Consider the following 22,452-nt stretch of genomic DNA (forward strand, 5'->3'; position numbering starts at 1 on the left):
AGTTAGTCGTCGCCTTTGAGTTTTTTACGCTCAACGTACAGCGCTGCCGCTTCACGAACGAAAGCTGCACAGATCTTTGCCTGATAACGATTTTCGAGATCGTCGGCGATGGCCATCAGCTCATCTTTCGTTGAGCGGTATGGGCGCAGCGCGTTGTAGATCTCAAGAATGCGATCGTCAGGTACAGCGGTTAGCTCAGCGGCACGCTCGAAGTTCATCGCCAGTCTGTCACGTCCGGCATCTTTGGCGATTTCCGCCTGAAGGCGCAGCGTTTCAGGGGTGATGCGCATGTCCTGCGCCGTTACTTTGTTGCTCAGAACATTTTCGAGCGTGAAGTCATCCAGAGTTTTGTTGGTTGCGGTTTTTACCCACTCAGGATGTTTATTCGCGAGAGGGTAATCCGTGACTTTCGCGGTATGTGCTGATGAACTCGCCGCGACCGGCGTCGCGGGCTCGCCTTGCAGGCTGTTCATCCGGCTCAGCACATCCCGAACCATCGATTCAATTGCGTCGGTATTCATGGAGTTATCCTTTATCAAAGCGCCACGCGCAGTTCCTGCGGGTTTTTGCCCGTCACGACGTATTTGGTCTCTTTAATGTGCAGAATGGCCGATTTCGCCTGGTACTTAGGACGAGCCATCTGGTCATTCAGAGTAGGGACCGGTTGCGGAGATTCACGCTTGGCATAACGCGCGGCGTTTTTACCGATCTGACGATAGGTTTCCAGCGTCAGAAGTGGTGCCTGAGGGAACAGCTCCAGGTTAGAAAGCGGCGGTAACCCCTGCTGGTGGATTACCGTGGTGCCTTTTGACTGGATGCCGATAGAGATCCCGGAACCGCTCAGACGGTTACCTTCCACGGCGACAAATGCCACATCGGAGGATTTAAAGCAGCGGATAACGCGCGCTTTAATGCCTTCTTCTTCAATACCCGCAATCACTTCGCGCAAGATGTTCTTATGCGGGATCCCTACGATATTGACGGTTTGCGACAGTCCAAACGCGGGACCTACGGCAATAATCACTTCGTCCTGCTGCTGGCCTTGTTTGGCTTCGCCAATCTCGGTCAGAAAGCTGTCGCCCTGCGCCGCTGCAGCCTGTGGCGCGCTAGCCGCTGTCGATGCGCGGAATGAGACGGGTTTGTCGCTGGTTTGCATTTCAGACAGTACGTCTTCAATTATCTGGCGCAGCAGCTTTTCATTGATTTCCATTTTTCACCCCTTAGCCAAGTTCGTTGGGATCAAGTGCGCCAGGGATGTTTTTGATCTCTTCCCAGCGTTCGCCTTGTAGGCGATAACCTGTTGCCGGACCGGCATAGTCATTGACGTCATTTACTGCGGATAGCACCTGTCCGTCGCCAACGATAATGGCGGAGGTATGCAGATAATCCCCGGTTAACTTGGCTTTCTGGATGTTGAGCATGTCCTGAGCGACATCGGTAAACCCGCCCTGAGCAAGGGCTTTCACCACTTCCAGACCGTTACGGTTTTTATTGATGATCTCTTGCGCAAACTTGATATCTTCAACGATGTTTCGCTCCGGCATATCTTTCGAACCGTGGGCGTAAGTCGCCGCTTCCACTTCTTCATCAGTGATTGGCGGTAATCCCATCCCGGCAAAAACGGCCTGCAGTGCACGTGCCGCTTTATTACGAATGGCGATAACGTCTTCTTCACGAACCGGACGCAGACCCCCATCTACCTTGAGGTCTCGCTGGAGGACGTTGTAGTCGTCAAAATCTTCGGCATCCTCGTTCGAACCCGCAAACATGTTGTCGTAGTTCGGCACAGCGGAATAACCGGAAGAGATGAAGTCAGTACCCGGCAGGAACTGCATCAGCAGGCGGGCAGTACGACGCATATCCGAGTGGGTAAAGGTTTGGTCGTTGCTGGAGGCACACTCCAGATCCAGGGAGGAACAGATCAGGTTTTCAGCTAACACCGCACGAATGCCTGACGGCACAGCGGAAGGCACGCCGATGCAGCTTACTGAACCATTTTGTAAACCCTGTACGCCAGCGGCTTTGGTGATGTAAATACAGCGGGCTTCAAGGTAAAGCATCGATTTACCTTCGGCGTAACCCATCTGAACTTCTGAGCCAGAACCGGAGGTAAAGCGCATTTTCAGACCGCGTGAGGCGTAGGAAGAGGCGAGGAAACCTTTCGACCATGGCGTGTCATCGCCGTCGGTAAAGACGGGTTCAGTACCATAGACAGAGATGGTTTCCGCGTAACAGGTGTGGCCTAACATACCGAGTTTAAGTTCGGTCGCCTCTTCCAGCGAGCACTGGGTTAATACGCCAGGGCGCCCAACCTGTGAGCCGACTAACAGCGCAATGGCGTTAAAGGGTGCATAACGCGCAACGGCAACCGTCGTTTCTTGTTCGTCAAATCCGCGCCAGGCGCCTTCAGCCGCATCAGCGGCAATCTGCACCGGATTATCTTTAACGTTAGTGACGTGTGCCTGCTGAGACGGTGTACGACGAGCACGCATTTTCTGCATGGCCATCATCATCTCAACGACGTTCATATGGGACACCACTTCGACAATTTTTGCCGGGGTCATTGCGGTGGTCAGCGGCACAATGTCTTTGCGCTTCACGTTAGGGTCGCAAAGCATATTGGCAAGTTTTACTGAGTCCATCGCCATGACTTCTTCAGCGCGCGCCAGGTTAATGCCATAGCGGGCAATGAAATGGTCAATTAAGTCAAATTCACTGGCGGATTTGCCGTCCAGTTCTGTGACTGTACCGTTGACGATTTTAATCGACGGTTTAGGGTCGTTCGGGCTTTCCATCGCAATGAAGCCTTCTTCGATCCACTCCTTAACGAAGCCATCCTGATTCACAGGGCGCTTCGCCAGTGCTTCAAATCTTTTCGATCTCATGAATCAGCCTCACTGATATCAGATGTAGGACGGACGATCGTTTTTCGGTTCTGAGCCGAGGGTCCCGAGTACGGTTTTACCGATTTCGCGGGCGGAGATAACGGCCTGACGTACAGCGCCGGAATCGCCTGAAATGACCAGAATGGCTTCGTTACTGAAGCTGGTGCCATGAGCAGGGGAGCTGTAGGCCACAACTTCCACGTTGGCGGATTTCAGCGCAGTATCAGCCATCAGGACACCAACGGATGCCGGGGCGCCGACGATTACGCCACAGGCACGGCCAATCGGTGCACCAAAGGCTTTTTCCAGCGCGTAGCTGGCGCGTGCGGTGTATTGCATTTCGATGTGACCGGCTTCGTTGGCATACACATCGCCAAAGGTGCGATCCAGTTCTTTCAGCGCAACCTCAATTCCGCGTTTCACGTCGGAAACATCGTTGCCGCCGAGAATAATCAGCGAACCGTGACCCGCACCGCCTTTGGTATCACGTGGCAACTCAATACTGACGACTTCAGTATTGGTGGCTTTTACCGCTTCATCTGCGGCCATGATGTGCGGGCCTGCACCAGTACGCGCGCCAAGGATGCCAATGGAGCGATACCGTTTTTCAAGTTTCATTGCGTCCAGTAGGGCGCTGTCCACGTTGGCGATTACCAGACCGACGGTGTCGCCAATCGCAGTACCGACAAACTCCGTTAAACTGCAGCTTTTCTCTGCCATAGCCGTTTCTCGTGTTGGAGGATTATTTTCAGGGATAGCCTGCTGTTCCGGCGTTGCCACGCGAGCAATCACCTGCGCCATGATCTGATCAACCAGCTCATTGCTGCTCATTAGCTAATTCCCTTCGGTAAGATTTTTTCTACATCGGTGTGAGGGCGTGGGATGACGTGTACGGCTTTCACTTCTCCCACATTACGTGCTGCGGCGGCACCTGCATCTGTTGCTGCTTTGACTGCGCCAACATCGCCGCGGACAATGACTGTTACCAGCCCCGAACCAATTTTTTCGTAGCCGACCAGCATTACATTGGCTGACTTCACCATTGCATCTGCGGCCTCTATGGCTGCAGTCAAGCCTTTGGTTTCTACCATTCCTAACGCTTCTTGTTGCATAAAGACCTCGCCTGGGTTGTCCCGATGTTCATGACTATAAAAAGAAGCGAGGAAAAAGAATGGCTGACTTGAAATTGAGAGTGAAAAAATAATAGAGGTAAGGTGATATAAAATTGCTATTAATTATTTTAAATTGTTGTTTTTAATGGGTATATTAAATTTCATTAATATGATTATTTAGTTATGTCAGTTCCACATTTACACTTTTTCTGGTGACATTATAAATATCATTTGCTATGCGAAAAAAATGAAATTGTGATGGTGGTTTGAAAACGGATTTCTGCTAATAGCAATATTTTATTGTTTTGAAAATGTCCGTGTAATACGCGTAATCCCGATTGTCTCTAATGTTTTAATAAAGTGCGTAGCAAGAATTTGCTATTGCGCCACGATTTTAAAGGGCAAGCTATCCGCAGAATGCCAACAATTTGCTGATACGGCCTTTTATAGTAAGCCTCGAAGTATTCTACTTGCCAGTAAGGAGTCCGCTGGTAAAGACACGAACTCTGCTTAGAAGGTGTCACAATGAACGATTCACTAAAAGCGCAATGCATTGCTGAGTTTTTGGGTACCGGGCTGTTTTTGTTTTTTGGTATTGGCTGCCTGAGCGCTCTGAAAGTCGCAGGTGCCAGCCTGGGATTGTGGGAGATCTGCATCATTTGGGGGCTGGGGATCTCGCTTGCAGTCTACCTGACGGCCGGGATTTCTGGCGCGCATCTCAACCCTGCTATCACCATCGCACTGTGGTTGTTTGCCTGTTTTCCGGGGCGCAAAGTTTTACCTTACACTGTGGCGCAGGTCGCGGGGGCCTTTGGTGGCGCTTTGCTGGCTTATTTGCTCTACGGCAGTCTGTTTACCGAGTATGAGTCGGCCCACCAGATGGTGCGCGGCAGTCTGGAAAGCCTGCACCTTGCCAGTATTTTTAGTACTTATCCTGCGGCGGCGCTCAGCGTCTGGCAGGCAGCGTTGGTCGAAGTGGTGATTACCTCCATTCTTATGGGGATGATCATGGCGCTGACTGACGACGGTAACGGCGTTCCTAAAGGTCCGTTGGCGCCATTGCTGATTGGTATTCTGGTTGCTGTTATCGGCGCATCCACCGGTCCGCTAACCGGATTTGCGATGAATCCGGCGCGTGATTTTGGTCCTAAATTGTTTGCCTGGATGGCCGGGTGGGGAGATGTTGCGATGACCGGCGGGCGTGATATCCCTTATTTCATTGTACCGATTGTGGCCCCTATCATCGGCGCGTGCGCGGGTGCAGCAATTTATCGTTATTTGATTGGCAAAAATTTACCGTGTAATACGTGTAAGCTGGACGAAAATGAGAGCTAGCTTCACAGAAGAAGTTTATTTTTGAAAAGTAAAAACTGTTTTCGTGATCCGGTATCCTGAACTGCCCAAAAAGTCTCCCAAGAATGGGAGACTTTTGTTATGTTCAATTACGACTTTCATCAATGCTCAGGATGGCAGGGTGAAAATGAATGTGAATAATATGTTTTATTTATAACAATAAATTAACTGAGAGGTTTTATCATGATTTCTGCGAGTGCCCTGAACTCAGAACTCATTAATAAAATCGCACAGGATTTTGCGCAGGCCACCAGTCTGGCCGTTGTGGTTGTCAATATTCACGGTGATGAAATTTCTGAGCTTTTTAATTTCACCCCTTTTTGCCAGTTGATGCGTCAGCATCCTCAGCACAGTACCCGTTGTCGTATGAGCGATCGCTGTGGAGGGCTGGAAGCCTCTAAATCCGATCAACCCTGCATCTATCGCTGTCACGCCGGACTTACCGACTTCTCAATTCCGCTGGTCATTGCGGGGCACCTCGTAGGGTTTGTGCTTTGTGGCCAGGTACGCTTAAGTAACGATGTTGGTTTGGTTGATATTCTGAATGTAGATGACCGCTGGCAAGCCGATCCCGAACTGGTCAACGAGTTTCGTAATGTACCGGAAATGGACTATTCGCGAGTCATCGCCTCAGCGGATCTGCTGAAGCTCATCGTAGAAAATTGCCTTAAGAAACAACTTAATTTTGTGGTTATCAAAGATAACCCGCAGCAGTCAGAGCCAGTACGCGCTAACCGCAGCACCAATCCTCATGACAGCAAAATGAAAAAAGCACTGCGCTATATTGATGCGCATTTATCAGACGAATTGCGTCTGGAGGATGTCGCCTCTCATGTTTACCTTAGCCCTTACTATTTCAGCAAATTGTTCAAAAAATATCATGGTATCGGTTTTAACGCATGGGTAAACCAGCAGCGAATGGCCAGTGCAAAAGAGCTGCTTTGCCACAGTGACTGGAGCATAGCCAGCATTGCGCGTAATTTAGGATTTTCGCAAACCAGTTATTTTTGCAAAGTTTTTCGTCAAACGTATCAGGTCACGCCGCAGGCATTTCGCCAACAAATAAATGTCATTTCACGTGGCGAATCCGCTTAAATGGCAATATTTTGCTATTGCCGATTTTTGATATAGGGCGCTATGCCAGTCATTATAAAATGAAAAGTAGCGACAGCAGTCAATAAATTGTCATAGCGCAACAAAATATTAGTATTAGAGGGATAAACTGCACCAGTTTTTATTTTTGTGATGAGATACAGTGTCTCTGTGAATGACTTTCTTTATTCTTTGTTGGCACTTTCATTCAGAATGCGAGCATATGAATAAGTGGGTTTATGCCAGGTAATTGGTTGAATGAACCCGGCAAGATATTAAATTGAATTATTGTCATGAGGTCGTGAATTTACCTCATAACAGAGAGCTTAATTAATCAGGCTCTTGAACTGACAGGTTTGCCACATTTGTGGTAGGGAAGGGGGTGAGAATCCCCCGCAGCCCCCGCTGCTGTGATGCTGACGACCCCGTATTGACCACTGATCGCAAGATTGGGAAGGACGGGTGAGGATGACGCTAAGCCAGAAGACCTGCCTGTCAGTGACTACCAACAACTTCGGTGGGAAGTGGGTGGTTCAGATGCATACAGTCGAGAGACTGGGTATCTTTACACCCCTACCACCCTGAACAGGATCAGGGTATGGCGGCCAATTTTCACGCTTTTGTTCTTGCAGGTACCGGAAGCGGCTGTGGTAAAACCACGGTGACGCTGGGCTTGTTGAGCTTGTTGAAAAAACGCGGTTTAAGCGTCCAGCCTTGCAAAGTAGGCCCCGATTACCTTGATACTGGCTGGCATACCGCGGTATGCGGCACTGCTTCCCGCAATCTTGATAGCTTCATGCTTCCCGTCCCCACCCTGAATGCTTTATTTCGCGAGCACATGAAACATGCGGATATCGCCGTTATTGAAGGCGTTATGGGGTTGTATGACGGATATGGCACCGACCCAAACTACTGCAGCACCGCCGCGATGGCCAAACAGTTAGGCTGTCCGGTTATCCTACTGGTTGATGGCAAAGCCGTTTCCACCTCGATCGCCGCGACGGTAATGGGGTTTCAGCATTTTGATCCAACCCTGAATATTGCCGGCGTTATTGTTAATCGGGTTAACAGCGAAACGCATTACCAGCTCCTGAAAGTGGCAATTGAGCGTTACTGCGCTGTACCCGTCTTAGGCTACGTTCCCCGTATGGAAGGCGTTGCGCTTCCTGAGCGTCATCTGGGTTTGGTTACCGCGCGTGAGTCGGTTATCAACCAGCAGCCGTGGCAGGCGTTTGCTGCGACGCTGGAGCAAACCCTTGATATCGACGCGCTGCTGAGATTAAGCCAGTTAGACACGCTTCCTGCGGGTGAATGGCCAGCGCTGCCCGCCGCAGACGCCGGGGCAGGGCTAACGCTTGCCATCGCCGATGACGAAGCGTTCAATTTCTACTACCCGGACAACATTACGCTACTGGAGCGCACGGGGCTTAAGATTGTCCGTTTTAGCCCGTTGCACGACACCTGTTTACCCGACTGTCAGATGATCTGGCTGGGGGGGGGCTATCCTGAGTTACATGCTGCGGCGTTGGCCCGTAATATTGCAATGCTTAACCAACTGCGGGCGGCGCACCAGCAGGGTGTCGCGATTTATGCCGAGTGCGGGGGGCTGATGTATCTCGGCAGTTCGCTGGAAGACAGCCAGGGTGATACCTGGCTGATGGCGGATATCATTCCCGGTCACAGCAAAATGGGAAAACGTCTGACCCGATTTGGCTACTGCGAAGCGCAGGCCGCGCAGCAAACGTTGTTAGCTGCAGAAGGCGAAGTGCTGCGCGGACATGAATTCCACTACTCCGATTTTACCCCTGAAACCCCCGCGGTGATGAACTGTCGCAAAGTGCGCGATGGCAAAACGCTGCAAGCCTGGTCCGGCGGTTGGCAGGTGGGAAATACCTTCGCCAGCTATCTACACGTTCATTTTGCTCAACGTCCGCAGATGCTTAACCACTGGCTGGCAGCCGCGAGGAGCGCACTATGACCATCCTCGCGTGGTGTGTTGCCTGGCTGCTTGATTTTATCATCGGCGATCCGCAGAACTGGCCGCATCCGGTACGCTGGATTGGCAATCTGATTTCTGCGGTGCAACGGGTTGTTCGGCGTTACTGCCATAGCGACCGTGCGCTACGCATCGGTGGCGCGGTGATGTGGATTGTGGTGGTGGGGCTGACCTGGGTTGTGTCCTGGGGAGTACTGGCGCTGGCGCACTCTATTCATCCCTGGCTTGGTTGGGTGGTGGAAGTCTGGATGATCTTTACCGTGCTGGCCGGGCGCTGCCTGGCAAATGCCGCGCAGGATGTCGAGCGTCCGCTACGTGCCGGTAACCTTGCTGCAAGTCGGGAAAAGCTGTCATGGATTGTGGGACGTGATACCTCGCAATTACAGCCACAGCAGATCAATCGCGGCGTAGTGGAAACCGTGGCTGAGAACACCGTTGATGGCATCATCGCGCCGCTGTTCTTCTTGCTCCTCGGCGGTGCGCCTCTGGCGATGGCCTACAAAGCGGTAAACACCCTTGACTCCATGGTGGGCTACAAACATGAAAAATACCGCGCTATCGGTATGGTCAGCGCTCGTCTGGACGATGTCGCAAATTATATTCCCGCGAGACTAAGTTGGCTGCTGCTGGGCGTAGCGGCATTTTTATGTCGCCAGGACGGCGCGCGTGCTTTGCAGATTGGCTGGCGCGATCGCTACAACCACAGCAGCCCAAACTGCGCGTGGTCAGAAGCGTCCGTTGCCGGGGCATTAGGAATTCGTCTGGGTGGTCCTAATGACTACTTTGGCGAGCGCGTTGAGAAACCGTGGATCGGTGATGCACAACGCGACATTTCGGTAGACGACATTTCCCATACGATTCGATTGATGTGGGTGGCATCGATGCTGGCACTGGCGCTGTTTATTGCGCTGCGGTGGCTGCTGGTCGGTGTGGCCTGAGGACAACACAATGCAATATATCCAGCAACCCCAGGCGATTGAGGCCAAAAGTTTCGACATTATTGGCGAGATCATCCGTGAAACCCGCCCGGACTATCAGTTTGCCAGCCCGTTACATGAAGCCATTATCAAGCGGGTTATTCACACGACAGCGGATTTCGACTGGCTGGACATTCTGTGGTTTTCCAGTGATGTGCTGGAGCAGTTCTGTGCGGCGCTTAGCCGTTCGAGCGTGATTTATACCGACACCACTATGGCCCTTTCCGGGATTAATAAAACGCTGCTGGCAAAATTCGGTGGCGAATGCCGCTGCTACATCAGCGACCCGCGGGTCGTGCGGACGGCAAAAGAGCAGGGCATTACCCGGTCAATGGCGGCCGTTGACATTGCGGTGAAGGAAGAGGGTGAAAAGCTGTTTGTGTTTGGCAACGCGCCGACAGCGCTGTTCCGCCTGCTTGAGCATGATGTGGCCGTCAGTGGTGTCGTTGGCGTACCGGTTGGGTTCGTCGGTGCCGAAGAGTCCAAAGATGCACTGACCCAAAGCAATCTGCCCGCCATTGCTGCGTTAGGTCGTAAAGGGGGAAGTAACGTCGCCGCCGCGATCGTCAACGCCATGCTTTATCACATGCAGGGGGCGCGATGAGCGAGTCCTTCGATACGCCTGTGTGGCACAACGGTAAAGCGCTGCGTAAAGGATATACCACGGGATCGTGCGCGACGGCGGCGGCAAAAGTGGCGGCGCTGATGGTATTGCGCCAGCACCTGATCCATCAGGTTTCTATCGTGACGCCATCAGGTGTGACGCTGTGTCTGAACGTAGAGTCACCGCATATCGAAGGACAGCAGGCGATAGCCGCCATCCGCAAAGACGGTGGCGATGATGTGGATGCCACCCACGGCATGCTGATTTTTGCCCGCGTGACGTTAAACGATAGCAAAGAGATAACCCTTCAGGGCGGGGAAGGCGTTGGCACGGTAACCCGCAAAGGGATCGGCCTGCCAGTGGGCAGTTCGGCGATTAATCGCACACCTCGCCAGACCATTGAGTCTGCGGTTCGTGAGGCGATTGGTCCGAATCGTGGGGCGCAAATTGAAATCTTCGCGCCGGAAGGCGAAGAGCGGGCGCAAAAAACCTACAACTCTCGCCTTGGCATTCTGGGCGGCATTTCGATCATTGGTACGACTGGGATCGTCACGCCGATGTCAGAAGAAAGCTGGAAACGTTCACTGTCGCTGGAACTGGAAATTAAGCGAGCGGCGGGGCTGGAGCGTGTCGTACTGGTGCCAGGAAACCACGGCGAACGTTTTGTGCGTGAGCAGATGGGGATCGACACCCAGGTTGTGGTCACTATGAGCAATTTTGTCGGCTACATGATTGAAGAAGCCGTACGTCTGGGGTTCCGACAAATTGTGCTGGTGGGACACCCTGGTAAGCTCGTCAAAATTGCGGCGGGGATCTTTCATACCCACAGCCATATTGCCGATGCTCGCATGGAAACGCTGGTGGCCCACCTCGCGTTACTGGGTGCGCCGCTGGAACTGCTCACGCTGGTCAGCGACTGCGATACCACCGAGGCGGCGATGGAACACATAGAAGCATACGGTTTTCAGCACATTTACAACCATCTGGCTAAGCGCATCTGTATGCGCGTCCTGCAAACGTTGCGCTTTACCAAAAATCCCCCGACCTGTGACGCCATCATGTTCTCTTTTGATAATCAGGTGCTTGGAAGTAATCGCCCGGTCGCAGAGATTGCTGAGGAGATGCAATGTTAACCGTTGTAGGGATGGGACCAGCCGGTTTGCATTTGATGACGCCTGCGGCACGTGAAGCGGTCGCAACGGCTGATGTTCTGGTCGGTGGAAAGCGACATTTGCAGCAATTCCCGGATTTTACCGGTGAACAGTTTGTTCTCGGCGCCAATATTCTCGAACTCTTGAACTGGATTTGCGCGCACCAGGAGCAACGCGTTGTGGTGCTGGCATCTGGCGATCCGCTGTTTTACGGCATCGGGACGCGCATGGTGGCGCATTTCGGTATTGAAAATGTGCGCATTATTCCCGGTATTAGCGCGGTGCAGTACCTGTGTGCGCAGTCCGGTATTGATATGAACGATATGTGGCTGACCAGTAGCCATGGTCGCAGCGTCTGTTTCGATGAACTGGCGCGACATAACAAGGTGGCGATGGTGACAGATGCGCAGTGTGGCCCGCGTGAAATTGCGCAGCAGCTCATTGCACGAGGCAAGGGACATCGCTGGATGGTGATTGGCGAAAACCTGGCAATGGAAAACGAACGGATCCATTTCCTGCCTGTGAACGAAGTTAACGCCGACTATGACATGAATGCAGTGGTGATCCTTGATGAAAGATGAGCTGTTTTTACGTGGAGAGAAAGTGCCGATGACCAAAGAAGCGGTACGTGCACTTGCCCTCTCAAAACTTGAATTACACCGCGCCAGTCACCTGATTGATATTGGCGCAGGAACCGGCAGCGTGTCGATAGAAGCCGCGCTGCAATACCCTGGATTGCGCGTGACGGCAATCGAGCGTAACCCGGCGGCGCTCAGGTTATTGGATGAAAACCGCCAGCATTTTGCCTGTGCAAACATCGACATTTTTCCCAGTGTTGCACCGATGACCATCGCTGAAAAAGCCGATGCCATTTTCATGGGCGGCAGCGGTGGCCATTTGACTGAACTGATTGACTGGTCAATGCGTCAATTGCATCCCGCAGGGCGGCTGGTGATGACATTCATCCTCCAGGAAAACCTCAACACCGCGCTGGCACATCTGGACCATCTTGGCGTACCGGGAGTGGATTGCCTGCAGCTACAGGTTTCCTCGCTTACCACGCTTGGCAGTGGTCACTATTTCAAACCGAATAACCCCGTATTTGTTATCGCCTGTCAGAAGGAAGGAAACCATGTCTGAGATTTTTGATCCCCGTAGCGTGTGGTTTGTTGGCGCAGGTCCTGGCGATCGCGAGCTGATTACCCTCAAAGGTTACCGGTTGCTACAGCAGGCGCAGGTTGTTATCTACGCCGGATCGCTGATTAACACCGAACTGCTGGAATATTGTCCTGCTGGTGCTGAATGCCACGACAGCGCTGAACTGCATCTGGAGCAGATCCTTGATCTGATGGAAGCCGGAGTGAAAGCGGGTAAGACCGTGGTGCGTCTGCAAACCGGCGATGTTTCGCTGTACGGTTCCGTGCGCGAGCAGGGCGAGGAACTGACCAAACGCGGGATTGACTGGCAGGTGGTGCCCGGCGTCAGCGCATTCCTTGGTGCGGCGGCGGAGTTGGGCGTTGAGTATACCGTGCCTGAGGTCTCACAGAGCCTGATCATTACCCGCCTGGAAGGACGCACGCCGGTGCCGGAGCGCGAACAGCTGGAGTCATTTGCCAGTCACCAGACATCTATGGCGATTTATCTGTCCGTTCAGCGTATTCATCGTGTGGCCGAGCGTTTGATTGAAGGCGGTTATCCGGCGACCACGCCCGTGGCGGTGATCTACAAGGCAACCTGGCCGGAAAGCCAGACCGTGCGCGGTACCCTGGCGGATATTGGCGACAAGGTTCGTGATGCGGGCATCCGTAAAACGGCCCTTATTCTGGTCGGTAATTTCCTGGGCTCGGAGTATCACTACTCCAAACTCTATGCGGCGGACTTTAGCCATGAATACCGTAAAGCCTGAGTCAATTGCGCTTTTTTGCCTGACCCCGGGAGGCGTTACGCTGGCAAAACGTCTGGCGGCCATGCTGCCGGTCACCTGTTTTACCAGTGAAAAGCTGCTGGAGGAGGGATTCATTCCTTTCGAAAACGGCTTTGCGAATACCGCCCGCGAAGCGTTTGCGAATTACTCGGCGCTGATTTTTATCGGTGCGACCGGCATTGCGGTGCGCGTGCTGGCCCCGCTGGTCAACGACAAATTTTGCGATCCGGCGGTGGTGGTCATTGATGAACGCGCCCAGCATGTCATCAGCCTGCTCTCCGGTCACGCGGGCGGTGCCAATGCGCTGGCGCGGTATCTGGCGGGCATGTTGGGCGCCGATCCGGTGATCACCACGGCGACGGATGTCAACGATATGGCGGCACTGGATACGCTGGCATTTCAACTGAATGCCCGGATGAGTGATTTCCGTTCGGCGGTGAAGATCGTTAATCAGATGCTGGTCAGTAATAAGCGGGTGGGGCTGTGGTGGGATGATGAACTGACGCAGGATGTCAGTCATTGCGACCGGCGCGGATTTATCACGGTAACCGATCTCAATCAGCTTCCTGAACTGGATGCGCTGGTGTGTATCACCTTACGCACCAACTTACCCGATCTGCCGGTTCCGCACTGGAAGCTGGTGCCGCAGCGTGTTGTGGCCGGAATTGGTTGTCGTCGTGACACGCCGTTCCCGTTGCTGGCCGCGCTGCTTGCCAGGCAACTCGAAGCCCAGCAGCTCGATCCGCTGGCGCTAAAAGCGATTGGCAGTATCACGCTGAAAAAAGATGAACAGGGACTTATCCAACTGGCTTCGTGCTGTCGCGTTCCTTTCGAAACCTTTACTGCTGACGCGCTGCGTGAGCATGAACACCGTTTTCCGGCCTCATCGTTTGTTCGCAAAACGGTGGGTACAGGAAGCGTTTCCGGTCCTGCAGCCTGGCTGCTGAGCCACGGAAAACTGTTAGGCGAGACCCTGCGAGAACAGGGCGTCACTATCACTTTGGGAGTTTCACACTGATGTTAAGCGTAATTGGAATTGGCCCTGGCTCGCAGGCAATGATGACCATGGAAGCCGTTGAAGCATTGCAGGCAGCGGAAATCATCGTTGGCTATAAAACCTACACCCACCTGGTAAAAGCGTTCACTGGCGACAAGCAGGTGATCAAAACCGGGATGTGCAAAGAGATTGAACGCTGCCAGGCGGCGATCGAACTGGCGCAGGCAGGTCACAATGTGGCGCTGATCAGCAGCGGTGATGCAGGGATTTACGGTATGGCCGGGCTGGTGCTTGAGCTTGTCAGCAAGCAAAAGCTAGACGTTGAGGTCAGGCTGATCCCTGGAATGACGGCCAGCATTGCCGCCGCCTCTTTGCTGGGTGCGCCGTTGATGCACGACTTCTGCCACATCAGCTTGAGCGATCTGTTAACTCCGTGGCCAGTTATCGAAAAACGCATAGTGGCTGCCGGCGAAGCAGACTTTGTAATCTGTTTCTACAACCCGCGCAGTCGGGGTCGCGAAGGACATCTGGCGCGCGCATTTGAGCTGCTTTCTGCCAGCAAGAGCGCGCAAACGCCGGTGGGTATTGTGAAGTCAGCCGGACGTAAAAAACAGGAAAAATGGTTGACCACCCTGGGTGAAATGGACTTTGAACCGGTTGATATGACCAGCCTTGTGATTGTTGGCAACAAAACAACCTATGTTCAGGACGGTCTGATGATCACGCCACGAGGTTATGTGCTGTGAATTACGGTGATGTGTTGGTCATGGGCGGTACCAGCGATGCGCGCATGCTGTGCCAGCAACTGGACGCAGCCAATGTGGCCTACACCCTGTCAGTTGCGACGCCAACGGGGAAGCAGCTGGCGGGAGATATCAAAGGTCAGGTGCGCTGCGGGCGTCTGGAGCGCGAACAAATGATTGCCTGGCTACAGGAAAATCGGACGCGCTGGGTGATAGACGCCTCGCATCCGTATGCCGAGGTGGTGAGCCGCAACATCATGAACGCCTGCGAAGCGGCGGGGGTACTGCTGAGCCGCTATCAACGTCCTGAGCAGTTGAGCGGTTTAACTCACCCGCAGCTTCATACCGTTCAGAGTATTCAGCAAGCCTGCGAGGTTGCGCGCCGTTTCGGCGACCGCGTGCTGCTGACGACCGGCAGTAAAGATCTGGCTATCTGGCGCGAAGGGTTGCCTGAAAAAACGCTGCTGGCGCGCGTCCTACCTGTACCCGAGGTTATTCAGCAATGCGCGGACCTGGGATTTGGCGTCGGTGAGATTTTTGCATTGTGCGGGCCGTTTAGCGCCGAGTTCAACGCTGCGTTTTATCGCCAGTGTCAGGCTGATGTGGTGATCACTAAGGCATCCGGTGCGGAAGGTGGTTATCAGGAAAAAGTTCAACCCTGTCTGGATGCTGGTATCCCCTGCATCGTGATTACACGTCCGGCACCGTTGGTGACGGGAGAAGAGTTACTGGAAAGTCAGGCCGCCTTTGGGGCGCGTTTAACGCGCTGGCTGGCCGCGGCTTAAGGAGTTAGAGATGAAAAAGGCGCTTCTGGTGGTCAGCTTTGGCACCAGCTATCACGACACCTGTGAGAAAAATATTGTGGCTTGCGAGAGCGATCTCGCAGCCAGTTGCCCTGACCGCGACCTGTTTCGGGCGTTTACCTCCGGGATGATTATCCGCAAGCTCAAGCAGCGCGACGGCATTGAGATCGACACGCCGCTGCAGGCACTGCAAAAGCTGGCGGAGCAGGGGTATCAGGACGTGGCTATTCAGTCGTTGCACATTATCAACGGTGATGAATACGAAAAAATTGTCCGCGAAGTGCAAAGCATGCGCCCGCTTTTTTCTCGCCTGACGCTGGGTGTTCCGCTGCTGAGCAGCCATGACGATTACGCCCAGCTGATGCTGGCGCTGCAACAGCAAATGCCAGTGCTTGGCGAAAATGAAAAAGTGGTGTTTATGGGACACGGTGCCAGCCATCATGCCTTTGCTGCCTATGCCTGCCTCGACCATATGATGACGGCACAGCGCTACCCGGCGCGGGTTGGGGCGGTGGAAAGCTACCCGGAAGTCGATGTGCTGATTGAAAGTTTGTCTCAGGAAGGGGTGACGGCGGTGCATCTGATGCCGCTGATGTTAGTTGCTGGCGATCATGCCATCAATGATATGGCCTCTGACGAAGAGGATTCCTGGAAAACATTGTTCAATGCGGCCGGGATACCGGCTACGCCGTGGCTCAGTGGTCTGGGTGAGAATCCGGCGGTTCGCGCTATGTTCGTGGCGCATTTACAACAGGCGCTTAATGTTGCGCTGGAGGAAGCAGCATGAGCGGAAAACTGTACGCATTAAGCACCGGGCCAGGCGCTTCCGATCTTATCACCGTGCGGGCCGCACGCACGCTGGGTACGCTGGATATTCTCTATGCGCCCGCCGGGCGTAAAGGTGGCGACAGTCTGGCGCTGTCGATCGTACGTGAATATATCGGCGAGCAGACCGAAGTTCGCTGCTGCCATTTTCCTATGAGTGCTGACAGCGCCGAAAAAGAGGCTGTATGGGATGACGTTGCGGCCGCACTGGTTCAGGAAGTCGAAGCGGGTAAGCAGGTGGGCTTTATTACACTCGGCGACGCCATGCTGTTCAGCACCTGGGTTTTTTTACTCCAGCGTATTGGCTGTCCTGACTGGTTAGAAATCGTCCCGGGCGTGACCTCTTTTGCTGCGATTGCCGCGCGCTCAAAAACGCCGCTCGCCATGGAGCAACAGTCACTGGCCGTGGTCTCCTGTACCGCGCCGGAAGCGGAAATCCAGCAGGCGTTAAAGCAGCATGACAGTCTGGTGCTGATGAAGGTATACGGTCGTTTTGCGCGCATCAAAGCGCTGCTGCAACAAGAGAGTTTGTTGGGCTGTGCATTGATGATGTCTGAAGCCACGCTGCCGGGTGAACAGTGCTGGCGTCATCTCGATGAGGTGAGCGACGATCAGCCGCTGCCTTATTTCTCGACCATTCTGGTCAATAAACAGTGGGAGTATGCACAATGAAGCTTGAACAACAGCTAAAACAGCTGTCTTTCAGCGGGTTGGCTGCGGCGCTATTACTGATGGTTGTTCCTGAACAAGCGTTCGCCATGCACATAATGGAAGGTTTCTTGCCGCCGATGTGGGCGCTGGCCTGGTGGCTGCTGTTTTTGCCGTGCCTGTGGTACGGGCTGGTGCGGCTGCGCCAAATCGTGCAGGAAGATAGTCACCAAAAAGTATTACTGGCTCTGTGCGGCGCGTTTATTTTTGTGCTGTCGGCGCTGAAAATTCCTTCTGTTACCGGAAGTTGTTCGCACCCTACCGGGGTAGGCCTGGCGGTTATCCTGTTTGGACCGGGCGTGGTGGCAATCCTCGGGGCAATCGTCCTGCTGTTCCAGGCGCTGTTACTGGCGCACGGTGGTTTGACAACGCTTGGCGCTAACGGCATGTCGATGGCGGTGATTGGCCCGGTAGTGGGTTACATGGTATGGAAAATGGCCTGCCGTGCGGGGTTGCGTCGTGATGTTTGCGTCTTCCTGTGCGCGATGCTGGCGGATCTCGTCACCTATTTCGTGACCTCGGTGCAACTGGGCGTGGCGTTCCCGGACCCATCCGCCGGTGCTACGGGGTCAATCATCAAGTTCATGGGGATTTTCTGCCTGACGCAGATCCCAATTGCGATAGCGGAAGGTCTGCTCACCGTAATGATTTATGACCAGTTAACCAAACGGCAGTTGATTACCGCTCAAGGACATTAACGATGAAAAAGACGCTGATTTTGTTAGGGATGGTAGTGGCGCTGGTGATCCTGCCGTTCTTTATCAACCATGGTGGAGAGTACGGCGGCTCAGACGGTGAGGCGGAGAGTCAGATTCAGGCAATTGCCCCACATTATGAGCCGTGGTTCCAGCCGTTGTATGAACCGGCAAGCGGTGAGATTGAAAGCCTGCTGTTTACGCTTCAGGGATCGCTGGGCGCAGCCGTGATTTTCTACATTCTGGGTTACACCAAGGGCAGGCAACGCCGTGATGACCGGGCTTGACAGGCTTAGCTATCAAAGCCGCTGGTTTCATGTCTCACCCGTGCGGAAATTTCTGCTCTGGCTGATGATGATGATTCTGGCGTTTACTCTGCCCCCGTTGGGGCAGGGTATTGAGCTGTTACTGATTGCCGCGCTGAGCTGCTGGCTGCTGCGCATTTCCTTCTGGCGCTGGTGTCGCTGGATGGCATTACCGTTTGGTTTTCTGACGGTCGGCGTCGTGACCATTCTGTTTAGTTTTAGCCGCGATCCGCAGACGCTGCTGGCCAGCATCCCCGTTGGAAACTATTGGTTAGGCGTTAGCGCGCCAGGGCTTGTCACCGCCAATGAAACCTTTTGGCGCAGCCTGGCTGCGCTGGCGGCGACGTTCTGGCTGGTACTGAATCTGCCGTTTCCGCAATTGATTATCTTACTCAAACGCGCGCACGTTCCTCGCCTGCTCACTGAGCAGATCCTGCTAACCTGGCGCTTTATTTTTATCCTGTTAGACGAGGCGCTGGCTATTCATCGCGCACAAACGCTACGTTTTGGTTATCGTAGCTTGCCGTTGGGCTATCGCTCGCTGGCGATGCTGGTGGGATTGCTGTTTACCCGCGTGTTGATCCGCTACCAGCAAATGACCACCACACTGGATATCAAACTGTATCAGGGTGATTTTCACCTGTAAGGAAAAGTATGCTTGCCACTTCAGCGCTTTGGTTTCGCTATCAGGATGACCCGATCCTCAAAGGGCTAACGCTGGACTTTTCAACGCATGCCGTCACCGGGCTGGTCGGTGCTAATGGCTGCGGGAAATCCACGCTGTTTATGAACCTGAGTGGTTTACTGCGCCCGGAGGAAGGCGCGGTGATGTGGCAAGGCAAACCGCTGGATTACAGCAAGCGCGGCCTGCTGGCGCTGCGTCAGCAGGTGGCAACCGTATTTCAGGATCCCGACCAGCAAATTTTTTATACCGATATCGACAGCGATATTGCCTTCAGCCTGCGCAACCTTGGGGTGGATGAAGCTGAAATCTCCCGCCGGGTGGATGATGCGCTCACGCTGGTTGATGCCCAGCATTTTCGCCATCAACCAATTCAGTGTTTAAGTCACGGGCAAAAAAAACGTGTGGCGATTGCCGGGGCGTTGGTGTTGCAGGCGCAGTATTTGCTACTGGATGAACCTACTGCGGGCCTTGACCCATCAGGCCGCACGCAGATGATTGAGATAATCAAACGCATCGTAGCGCAAGGAAACCACGTGGTTATCTCCAGCCATGATATCGATCTTATCTATGAAGTCAGCGATGCAGTGTACGTTTTACGCCGGGGTGAAGTGCTAACACACGGCTCGCCGGGTGATGTGTTTGCCCGGACGGATCTTATTGAACAAGCGGGATTAACTCAGCCCTGGCTGGTGAAGCTGCATACCGAGCTGGGCTTCCCGCTGTGTAAAACAGAGGCTGAATTTTTTAGCTGTATGCGAGAGAACGCACTGAAGGAGGCGTCATGACGCAGGCAATAATGTTGCAGGGAACGGCATCTGATGTAGGTAAAAGCGTGTTGGTCGCCGGTCTGTGTCGAATTTTTTATCAGGATGGACTGCGTACCGCACCGTTCAAATCGCAGAACATGGCGCTGAACTCTGGCATTACGCCAGAGGGCAAAGAGATGGGCCGCGCGCAAATTTTTCAGGCTGAGGCCGCCGGTATTACGCCAGATGTGCGTATGAATCCGGTGCTGCTTAAGCCGACCAGCGATCGTAAAGCGCAGGTTGTGCTGATGGGCAAAGTGGCAACCGATATGGATGCGGTGAGCTACCACGAGTACAAACCGAAACTACGGGATCAAATCCTGTCTGTTTATAACAGTCTGGCGCAGGAGTTCGATGTGCTGGTACTGGAAGGGGCGGGAAGCCCGGCTGAGATTAACCTGCGCGATCGCGATATCGTCAATATGGGGATGGCTGAAATGGCACAGTGCCCTGTCGTCCTGGTGGCGGATATCGACCGCGGCGGGGTGTTCGCCTCCATTTACGGCACGCTGGCGCTACTGCACGACCATGAACGCGCCAGGGTAAAAGGGGTGATCATCAATAAGTTTCGCGGTGATGTGGCGTTGCTGTATTCCGGGATTGAGCAAATTGAAGCGCTGACCGGCGTTCCGGTCCTGGGCGTCATGCCATGGCTGGACGTTGATCTGGAAGATGAAGATGGCGTTGCGCTGCAAAAGGGCAAATATTTGCGCACAGACAAACGCGACATCGATATCGCCGTTGTTCAAATACCACACATTTCTAACTTTACTGATTTCAATGCGCTTGCCGCACAGCCGGATGTGCGCGTGCGCTATGTTCGCCAGCCTGAAGAGTTGGCGGGGGCCGATCTGGTGATTCTACCCGGCAGCAAAAACACCCTGGGCGATCTGGTGTGGCTGCGTGAAAGCGGGATGGCGCATGGCGTGGTGCAATTACATCGTAATAACGTACCCGTGGTGGGGATTTGCGGTGGCTATCAAATGCTCGGCGAAACCATCATTGATGAAGTTGAGTCAGGACTCGGTACGTTGCCGGGTCTGGGCTTGCTCAATACCGTAACGCATTTTGCCCAGCACAAAACCACGACCCTGGTTGAGGGACAAATGTCCTCCTCGCTGCCGGACTGGCTGGCGGGTACCGCGGGATTATCCGTACGCGGTTATGAAATTCATATGGGCGAAACGGCATTAACCGAGGAATGCCGGTCGGTGATGACGCTGCGTAAAGACGGTGGCAACGTGGCTGATGGCGCGGTCACTGCCGATGGCCTGGCGTTCGGCACCTATCTTCACGGTCTGTTCGACAGCGATGAATTTACCCGTGCGCTGGTTAATGGCCTGCGAGAACGTAAAGGGTTAGCGCCGCTGGATTCCACCTTCCATTACGCGCAATATAAATCGCAGCAGTTTGATCTGCTGGCGGATGCGATGCGGCAACACATCGATATTGAGAAAATTTATACCATCATGCAGCAACACCGGGAGCCAGTATGATGATTCTGGTGACTGGCGGCGCGCGAAGCGGCAAGAGTCGGCATGCGGAAGCGCTGATCGCAGACTCTCCAAACGTTTTGTATATCGCGACTTCGCAGATTTTTGATGAGGAGATGGCTGCGCGAATTCAGCATCATCGTGACGGACGTCCTGCGCACTGGCGGACAGCCGAACGCTGGCAACATCTCGATGAACTGATTACGGCAGCAAACGATCCACAAGAAGCCATTCTGCTGGAGTGCATCACCACGATGGTGACCAACCTGCTGTTTGCGCTGGGCGGTGACAGCGACCCGGATAGCTGGGATTACGCGGCGATGGAGCAATCTATTGAGGATGAAATTCGTTCGCTGATTGCGGCCTGTCAGCGTTGTCCGGCGAAGGTTGTGCTGGTCACTAACGAAGTCGGAATGGGGATTGTTCCGGAGAACCGTCTGGCACGGCATTTTCGCGATATTGCAGGACGCGTGAACCAGCGACTGGCGGCGGCGGCTGATGAGGTCTGGCTGGTGGTATCAGGAATTGGAGTCAAAATTAAATGAGTAAGTTGTTCTGGGCAATGCTCTCTTTTATTAGTCGCTTGCCCGTTCCTGCTCGCTGGTCGCAAGGACTGGATTTCGAGCACTATTCACGTGGCATTGTGATGTTCCCGCTAATTGGCGTGGTGCTGGGAGGGCTGACGGGGCTGGTCTTTATGGCGCTGCAGCCCTGGTGTGGGGTGCCGTTGGCGGCCCTGTTTGCAGTCCTCACGCTGGCGTTATTGACCGGGGGATTCCATCTCGACGGTCTGGCGGATACCTGTGACGGTATTTTTTCGGCCCGTCGACGCGAGCGGATGCTGGAAATCATGCGTGACAGCCGCCTGGGGACCCACGGTGGACTGGCGTTAATTTTCGTGTTGCTGGCGAAAGTGCTGGTGGTGAGCGAACTGGCTTTGCGGGGTACACCGATGCTGGCGGCGCTTGCAGCCGCTTGTGTCGCCGGGCGGGGTACCGCTGTTTTACTGATGTATCGACATCGCTACGCCCGCGAAGAAGGGCTGGGCAACGTCTTTATCGGTAAAGTCACCGGGCGTCAAACCTGCGTCACGTTGGGATTTGCGGCGATCCTGGCTGCCGTGCTTCTTCCTGGCATGCGCGGCGTGGCGGCGCTGGTTATCACGATAGTGGCGATTTTTATTCTTGGGCAGTTATTAAAACGCACGTTGGGTGGGCAGACCGGCGATACGCTGGGCGCAGCCATTGAACTTGGCGAGTTGATTTTCCTGCTGGCTCTGCTCTGAGTCAGCCAACATA

General features: G+C 53.9%; 26 protein-coding genes and 1 riboswitch. Of the genes, 21 read left to right on the forward strand and 5 right to left on the reverse strand.

Annotated features, from left to right (window positions below):
* Positions 1 to 2: 2 nt before the first annotated feature.
* From pduE to pduA, 5 genes are read right to left on the reverse strand one after another with little or no spacing between them, the layout of a single operon-like run.
* Positions 3 to 521: a propanediol dehydratase small subunit PduE gene (gene pduE, locus KQJ19_RS09330; protein WP_049040279.1), complete on the reverse strand. Its 519-nt coding sequence runs from the start codon at positions 519 to 521 to the stop codon at positions 3 to 5.
* Positions 522 to 535: 14 nt separating this feature from the next.
* Positions 536 to 1,210, reverse strand: coding sequence for a propanediol dehydratase medium subunit PduD (pduD, locus tag KQJ19_RS09335; protein WP_003844241.1), 675 nt, complete (start codon positions 1,208 to 1,210; stop codon positions 536 to 538).
* 10 nt (positions 1,211 to 1,220) lie between these two features.
* Positions 1,221 to 2,885 (reverse strand): propanediol dehydratase large subunit PduC, encoded by a 1,665-nt coding sequence (pduC, locus tag KQJ19_RS09340; RefSeq protein ID WP_003030249.1) that lies wholly within the window; start codon positions 2,883 to 2,885, stop codon positions 1,221 to 1,223.
* An 18-nt stretch (positions 2,886 to 2,903) separates the two neighbouring features.
* Entirely contained in the window at positions 2,904 to 3,716 is an 813-nt protein-coding gene (gene pduB, locus KQJ19_RS09345) for a propanediol utilization microcompartment protein PduB (RefSeq protein ID WP_016153528.1), read from the reverse strand.
* The gene (gene pduA / locus KQJ19_RS09350; RefSeq protein ID WP_003030255.1) at positions 3,716 to 3,997 is read right to left on the reverse strand and encodes a propanediol utilization microcompartment protein PduA; all 282 of its coding nucleotides are present in this window, start codon (positions 3,995 to 3,997) and stop codon (positions 3,716 to 3,718) included. The genes pduB and pduA overlap by 1 nt, the downstream gene beginning before the upstream one ends.
* A gap of 525 nt (positions 3,998 to 4,522) precedes the next feature.
* Here pduA and pduF point away from each other — a divergent pair.
* The 21 genes from pduF (at position 4,523) to cobS (ending at position 22,439) form a co-directional block, all read left to right on the forward strand.
* Positions 4,523 to 5,332, forward strand: a complete 810-nt coding sequence (gene pduF / locus KQJ19_RS09355) for a propanediol diffusion facilitator PduF (RefSeq protein WP_016153527.1) — start codon at positions 4,523 to 4,525, stop codon at positions 5,330 to 5,332.
* A 201-nt stretch (positions 5,333 to 5,533) separates the two neighbouring features.
* Positions 5,534 to 6,445 carry a regulatory protein PocR gene (gene pocR, locus KQJ19_RS09360; RefSeq protein ID WP_016153526.1) on the forward strand — a complete coding sequence of 304 codons (912 nt, stop codon included), beginning with the start codon at positions 5,534 to 5,536 and terminating at the stop codon, positions 6,443 to 6,445.
* Between the two features lie 332 nt (positions 6,446 to 6,777).
* Positions 6,778 to 6,953, forward strand: a riboswitch (cobalamin riboswitch).
* A gap of 87 nt (positions 6,954 to 7,040) precedes the next feature.
* Complete coding sequence (locus tag KQJ19_RS09365; protein WP_216403589.1) at positions 7,041 to 8,420, forward strand: cobyrinate a,c-diamide synthase; 1,380 nt, start codon at positions 7,041 to 7,043, stop codon at positions 8,418 to 8,420.
* Positions 8,417 to 9,376: an adenosylcobinamide-phosphate synthase CbiB gene (cbiB, locus tag KQJ19_RS09370; protein ID WP_216403590.1), complete on the forward strand. Its 960-nt coding sequence runs from the start codon at positions 8,417 to 8,419 to the stop codon at positions 9,374 to 9,376. The genes KQJ19_RS09365 and cbiB overlap by 4 nt, the downstream gene beginning before the upstream one ends.
* Before the next feature lie 10 nt (positions 9,377 to 9,386).
* Positions 9,387 to 10,019 carry a cobalt-precorrin-8 methylmutase gene (locus tag KQJ19_RS09375; protein WP_008785140.1) on the forward strand — a complete coding sequence of 211 codons (633 nt, stop codon included), beginning with the start codon at positions 9,387 to 9,389 and terminating at the stop codon, positions 10,017 to 10,019.
* Positions 10,016 to 11,152, forward strand: a complete 1,137-nt coding sequence (cbiD, locus tag KQJ19_RS09380; protein WP_016153523.1) for a cobalt-precorrin-5B (C(1))-methyltransferase CbiD — start codon at positions 10,016 to 10,018, stop codon at positions 11,150 to 11,152. Before KQJ19_RS09375 ends, cbiD begins: the two co-directional genes overlap by 4 nt.
* The gene (locus KQJ19_RS09385; RefSeq protein WP_019077093.1) at positions 11,146 to 11,751 is read left to right on the forward strand and encodes a cobalt-precorrin-7 (C(5))-methyltransferase; all 606 of its coding nucleotides are present in this window, start codon (positions 11,146 to 11,148) and stop codon (positions 11,749 to 11,751) included. Before cbiD ends, KQJ19_RS09385 begins: the two co-directional genes overlap by 7 nt.
* Positions 11,741 to 12,310: a decarboxylating cobalt-precorrin-6B (C(15))-methyltransferase gene (locus KQJ19_RS09390; RefSeq protein WP_216403591.1), complete on the forward strand. Its 570-nt coding sequence runs from the start codon at positions 11,741 to 11,743 to the stop codon at positions 12,308 to 12,310. Before KQJ19_RS09385 ends, KQJ19_RS09390 begins: the two co-directional genes overlap by 11 nt.
* The gene (locus KQJ19_RS09395; protein ID WP_003030275.1) at positions 12,303 to 13,076 is read left to right on the forward strand and encodes a cobalt-precorrin-4 methyltransferase; all 774 of its coding nucleotides are present in this window, start codon (positions 12,303 to 12,305) and stop codon (positions 13,074 to 13,076) included. The genes KQJ19_RS09390 and KQJ19_RS09395 overlap by 8 nt, the downstream gene beginning before the upstream one ends.
* The gene (cbiG, locus tag KQJ19_RS09400; protein ID WP_016153520.1) at positions 13,057 to 14,112 is read left to right on the forward strand and encodes a cobalt-precorrin 5A hydrolase; all 1,056 of its coding nucleotides are present in this window, start codon (positions 13,057 to 13,059) and stop codon (positions 14,110 to 14,112) included. Before KQJ19_RS09395 ends, cbiG begins: the two co-directional genes overlap by 20 nt.
* Complete coding sequence (locus tag KQJ19_RS09405; protein WP_003030278.1) at positions 14,112 to 14,837, forward strand: precorrin-3B C(17)-methyltransferase; 726 nt, start codon at positions 14,112 to 14,114, stop codon at positions 14,835 to 14,837. The genes cbiG and KQJ19_RS09405 overlap by 1 nt, the downstream gene beginning before the upstream one ends.
* Positions 14,834 to 15,619, forward strand: coding sequence for a cobalt-precorrin-6A reductase (locus KQJ19_RS09410; protein WP_047499027.1), 786 nt, complete (start codon positions 14,834 to 14,836; stop codon positions 15,617 to 15,619). The genes KQJ19_RS09405 and KQJ19_RS09410 overlap by 4 nt, the downstream gene beginning before the upstream one ends.
* A gap of 10 nt (positions 15,620 to 15,629) precedes the next feature.
* Positions 15,630 to 16,424 (forward strand): sirohydrochlorin cobaltochelatase, encoded by a 795-nt coding sequence (locus KQJ19_RS09415; RefSeq protein ID WP_019077091.1) that lies wholly within the window; start codon positions 15,630 to 15,632, stop codon positions 16,422 to 16,424.
* Positions 16,421 to 17,134 carry a cobalt-factor II C(20)-methyltransferase gene (locus KQJ19_RS09420; protein WP_216403592.1) on the forward strand — a complete coding sequence of 238 codons (714 nt, stop codon included), beginning with the start codon at positions 16,421 to 16,423 and terminating at the stop codon, positions 17,132 to 17,134. The genes KQJ19_RS09415 and KQJ19_RS09420 overlap by 4 nt, the downstream gene beginning before the upstream one ends.
* Complete coding sequence (gene cbiM, locus KQJ19_RS09425) at positions 17,131 to 17,868, forward strand: cobalt ECF transporter S component CbiM (protein WP_016153516.1); 738 nt, start codon at positions 17,131 to 17,133, stop codon at positions 17,866 to 17,868. Before KQJ19_RS09420 ends, cbiM begins: the two co-directional genes overlap by 4 nt.
* Before the next feature lie 2 nt (positions 17,869 to 17,870).
* Positions 17,871 to 18,152, forward strand: a complete 282-nt coding sequence (locus KQJ19_RS09430) for an energy-coupling factor ABC transporter substrate-binding protein (RefSeq protein WP_006683999.1) — start codon at positions 17,871 to 17,873, stop codon at positions 18,150 to 18,152.
* Positions 18,139 to 18,816, forward strand: a complete 678-nt coding sequence (locus tag KQJ19_RS09435; RefSeq protein ID WP_103766451.1) for an energy-coupling factor ABC transporter transmembrane protein — start codon at positions 18,139 to 18,141, stop codon at positions 18,814 to 18,816. The genes KQJ19_RS09430 and KQJ19_RS09435 overlap by 14 nt, the downstream gene beginning before the upstream one ends.
* An 8-nt stretch (positions 18,817 to 18,824) precedes the next feature.
* Positions 18,825 to 19,640: an energy-coupling factor ABC transporter ATP-binding protein gene (locus KQJ19_RS09440; RefSeq protein ID WP_216403593.1), complete on the forward strand. Its 816-nt coding sequence runs from the start codon at positions 18,825 to 18,827 to the stop codon at positions 19,638 to 19,640.
* Entirely contained in the window at positions 19,637 to 21,157 is a 1,521-nt protein-coding gene (locus KQJ19_RS09445; protein ID WP_047357945.1) for a cobyric acid synthase, read from the forward strand. Before KQJ19_RS09440 ends, KQJ19_RS09445 begins: the two co-directional genes overlap by 4 nt.
* Positions 21,154 to 21,699: a bifunctional adenosylcobinamide kinase/adenosylcobinamide-phosphate guanylyltransferase gene (gene cobU, locus KQJ19_RS09450; protein ID WP_016156859.1), complete on the forward strand. Its 546-nt coding sequence runs from the start codon at positions 21,154 to 21,156 to the stop codon at positions 21,697 to 21,699. Before KQJ19_RS09445 ends, cobU begins: the two co-directional genes overlap by 4 nt.
* Positions 21,696 to 22,439 (forward strand): adenosylcobinamide-GDP ribazoletransferase, encoded by a 744-nt coding sequence (gene cobS, locus KQJ19_RS09455; protein WP_047415506.1) that lies wholly within the window; start codon positions 21,696 to 21,698, stop codon positions 22,437 to 22,439. Before cobU ends, cobS begins: the two co-directional genes overlap by 4 nt.
* Positions 22,440 to 22,452: the final 13 nt, after the last annotated feature.

The organism is Citrobacter sp. S46_ASV_140 (assembly GCF_018919545.1).
Taxonomy (GTDB): Bacteria; Pseudomonadota; Gammaproteobacteria; order Enterobacterales; family Enterobacteriaceae; genus Citrobacter; species Citrobacter braakii.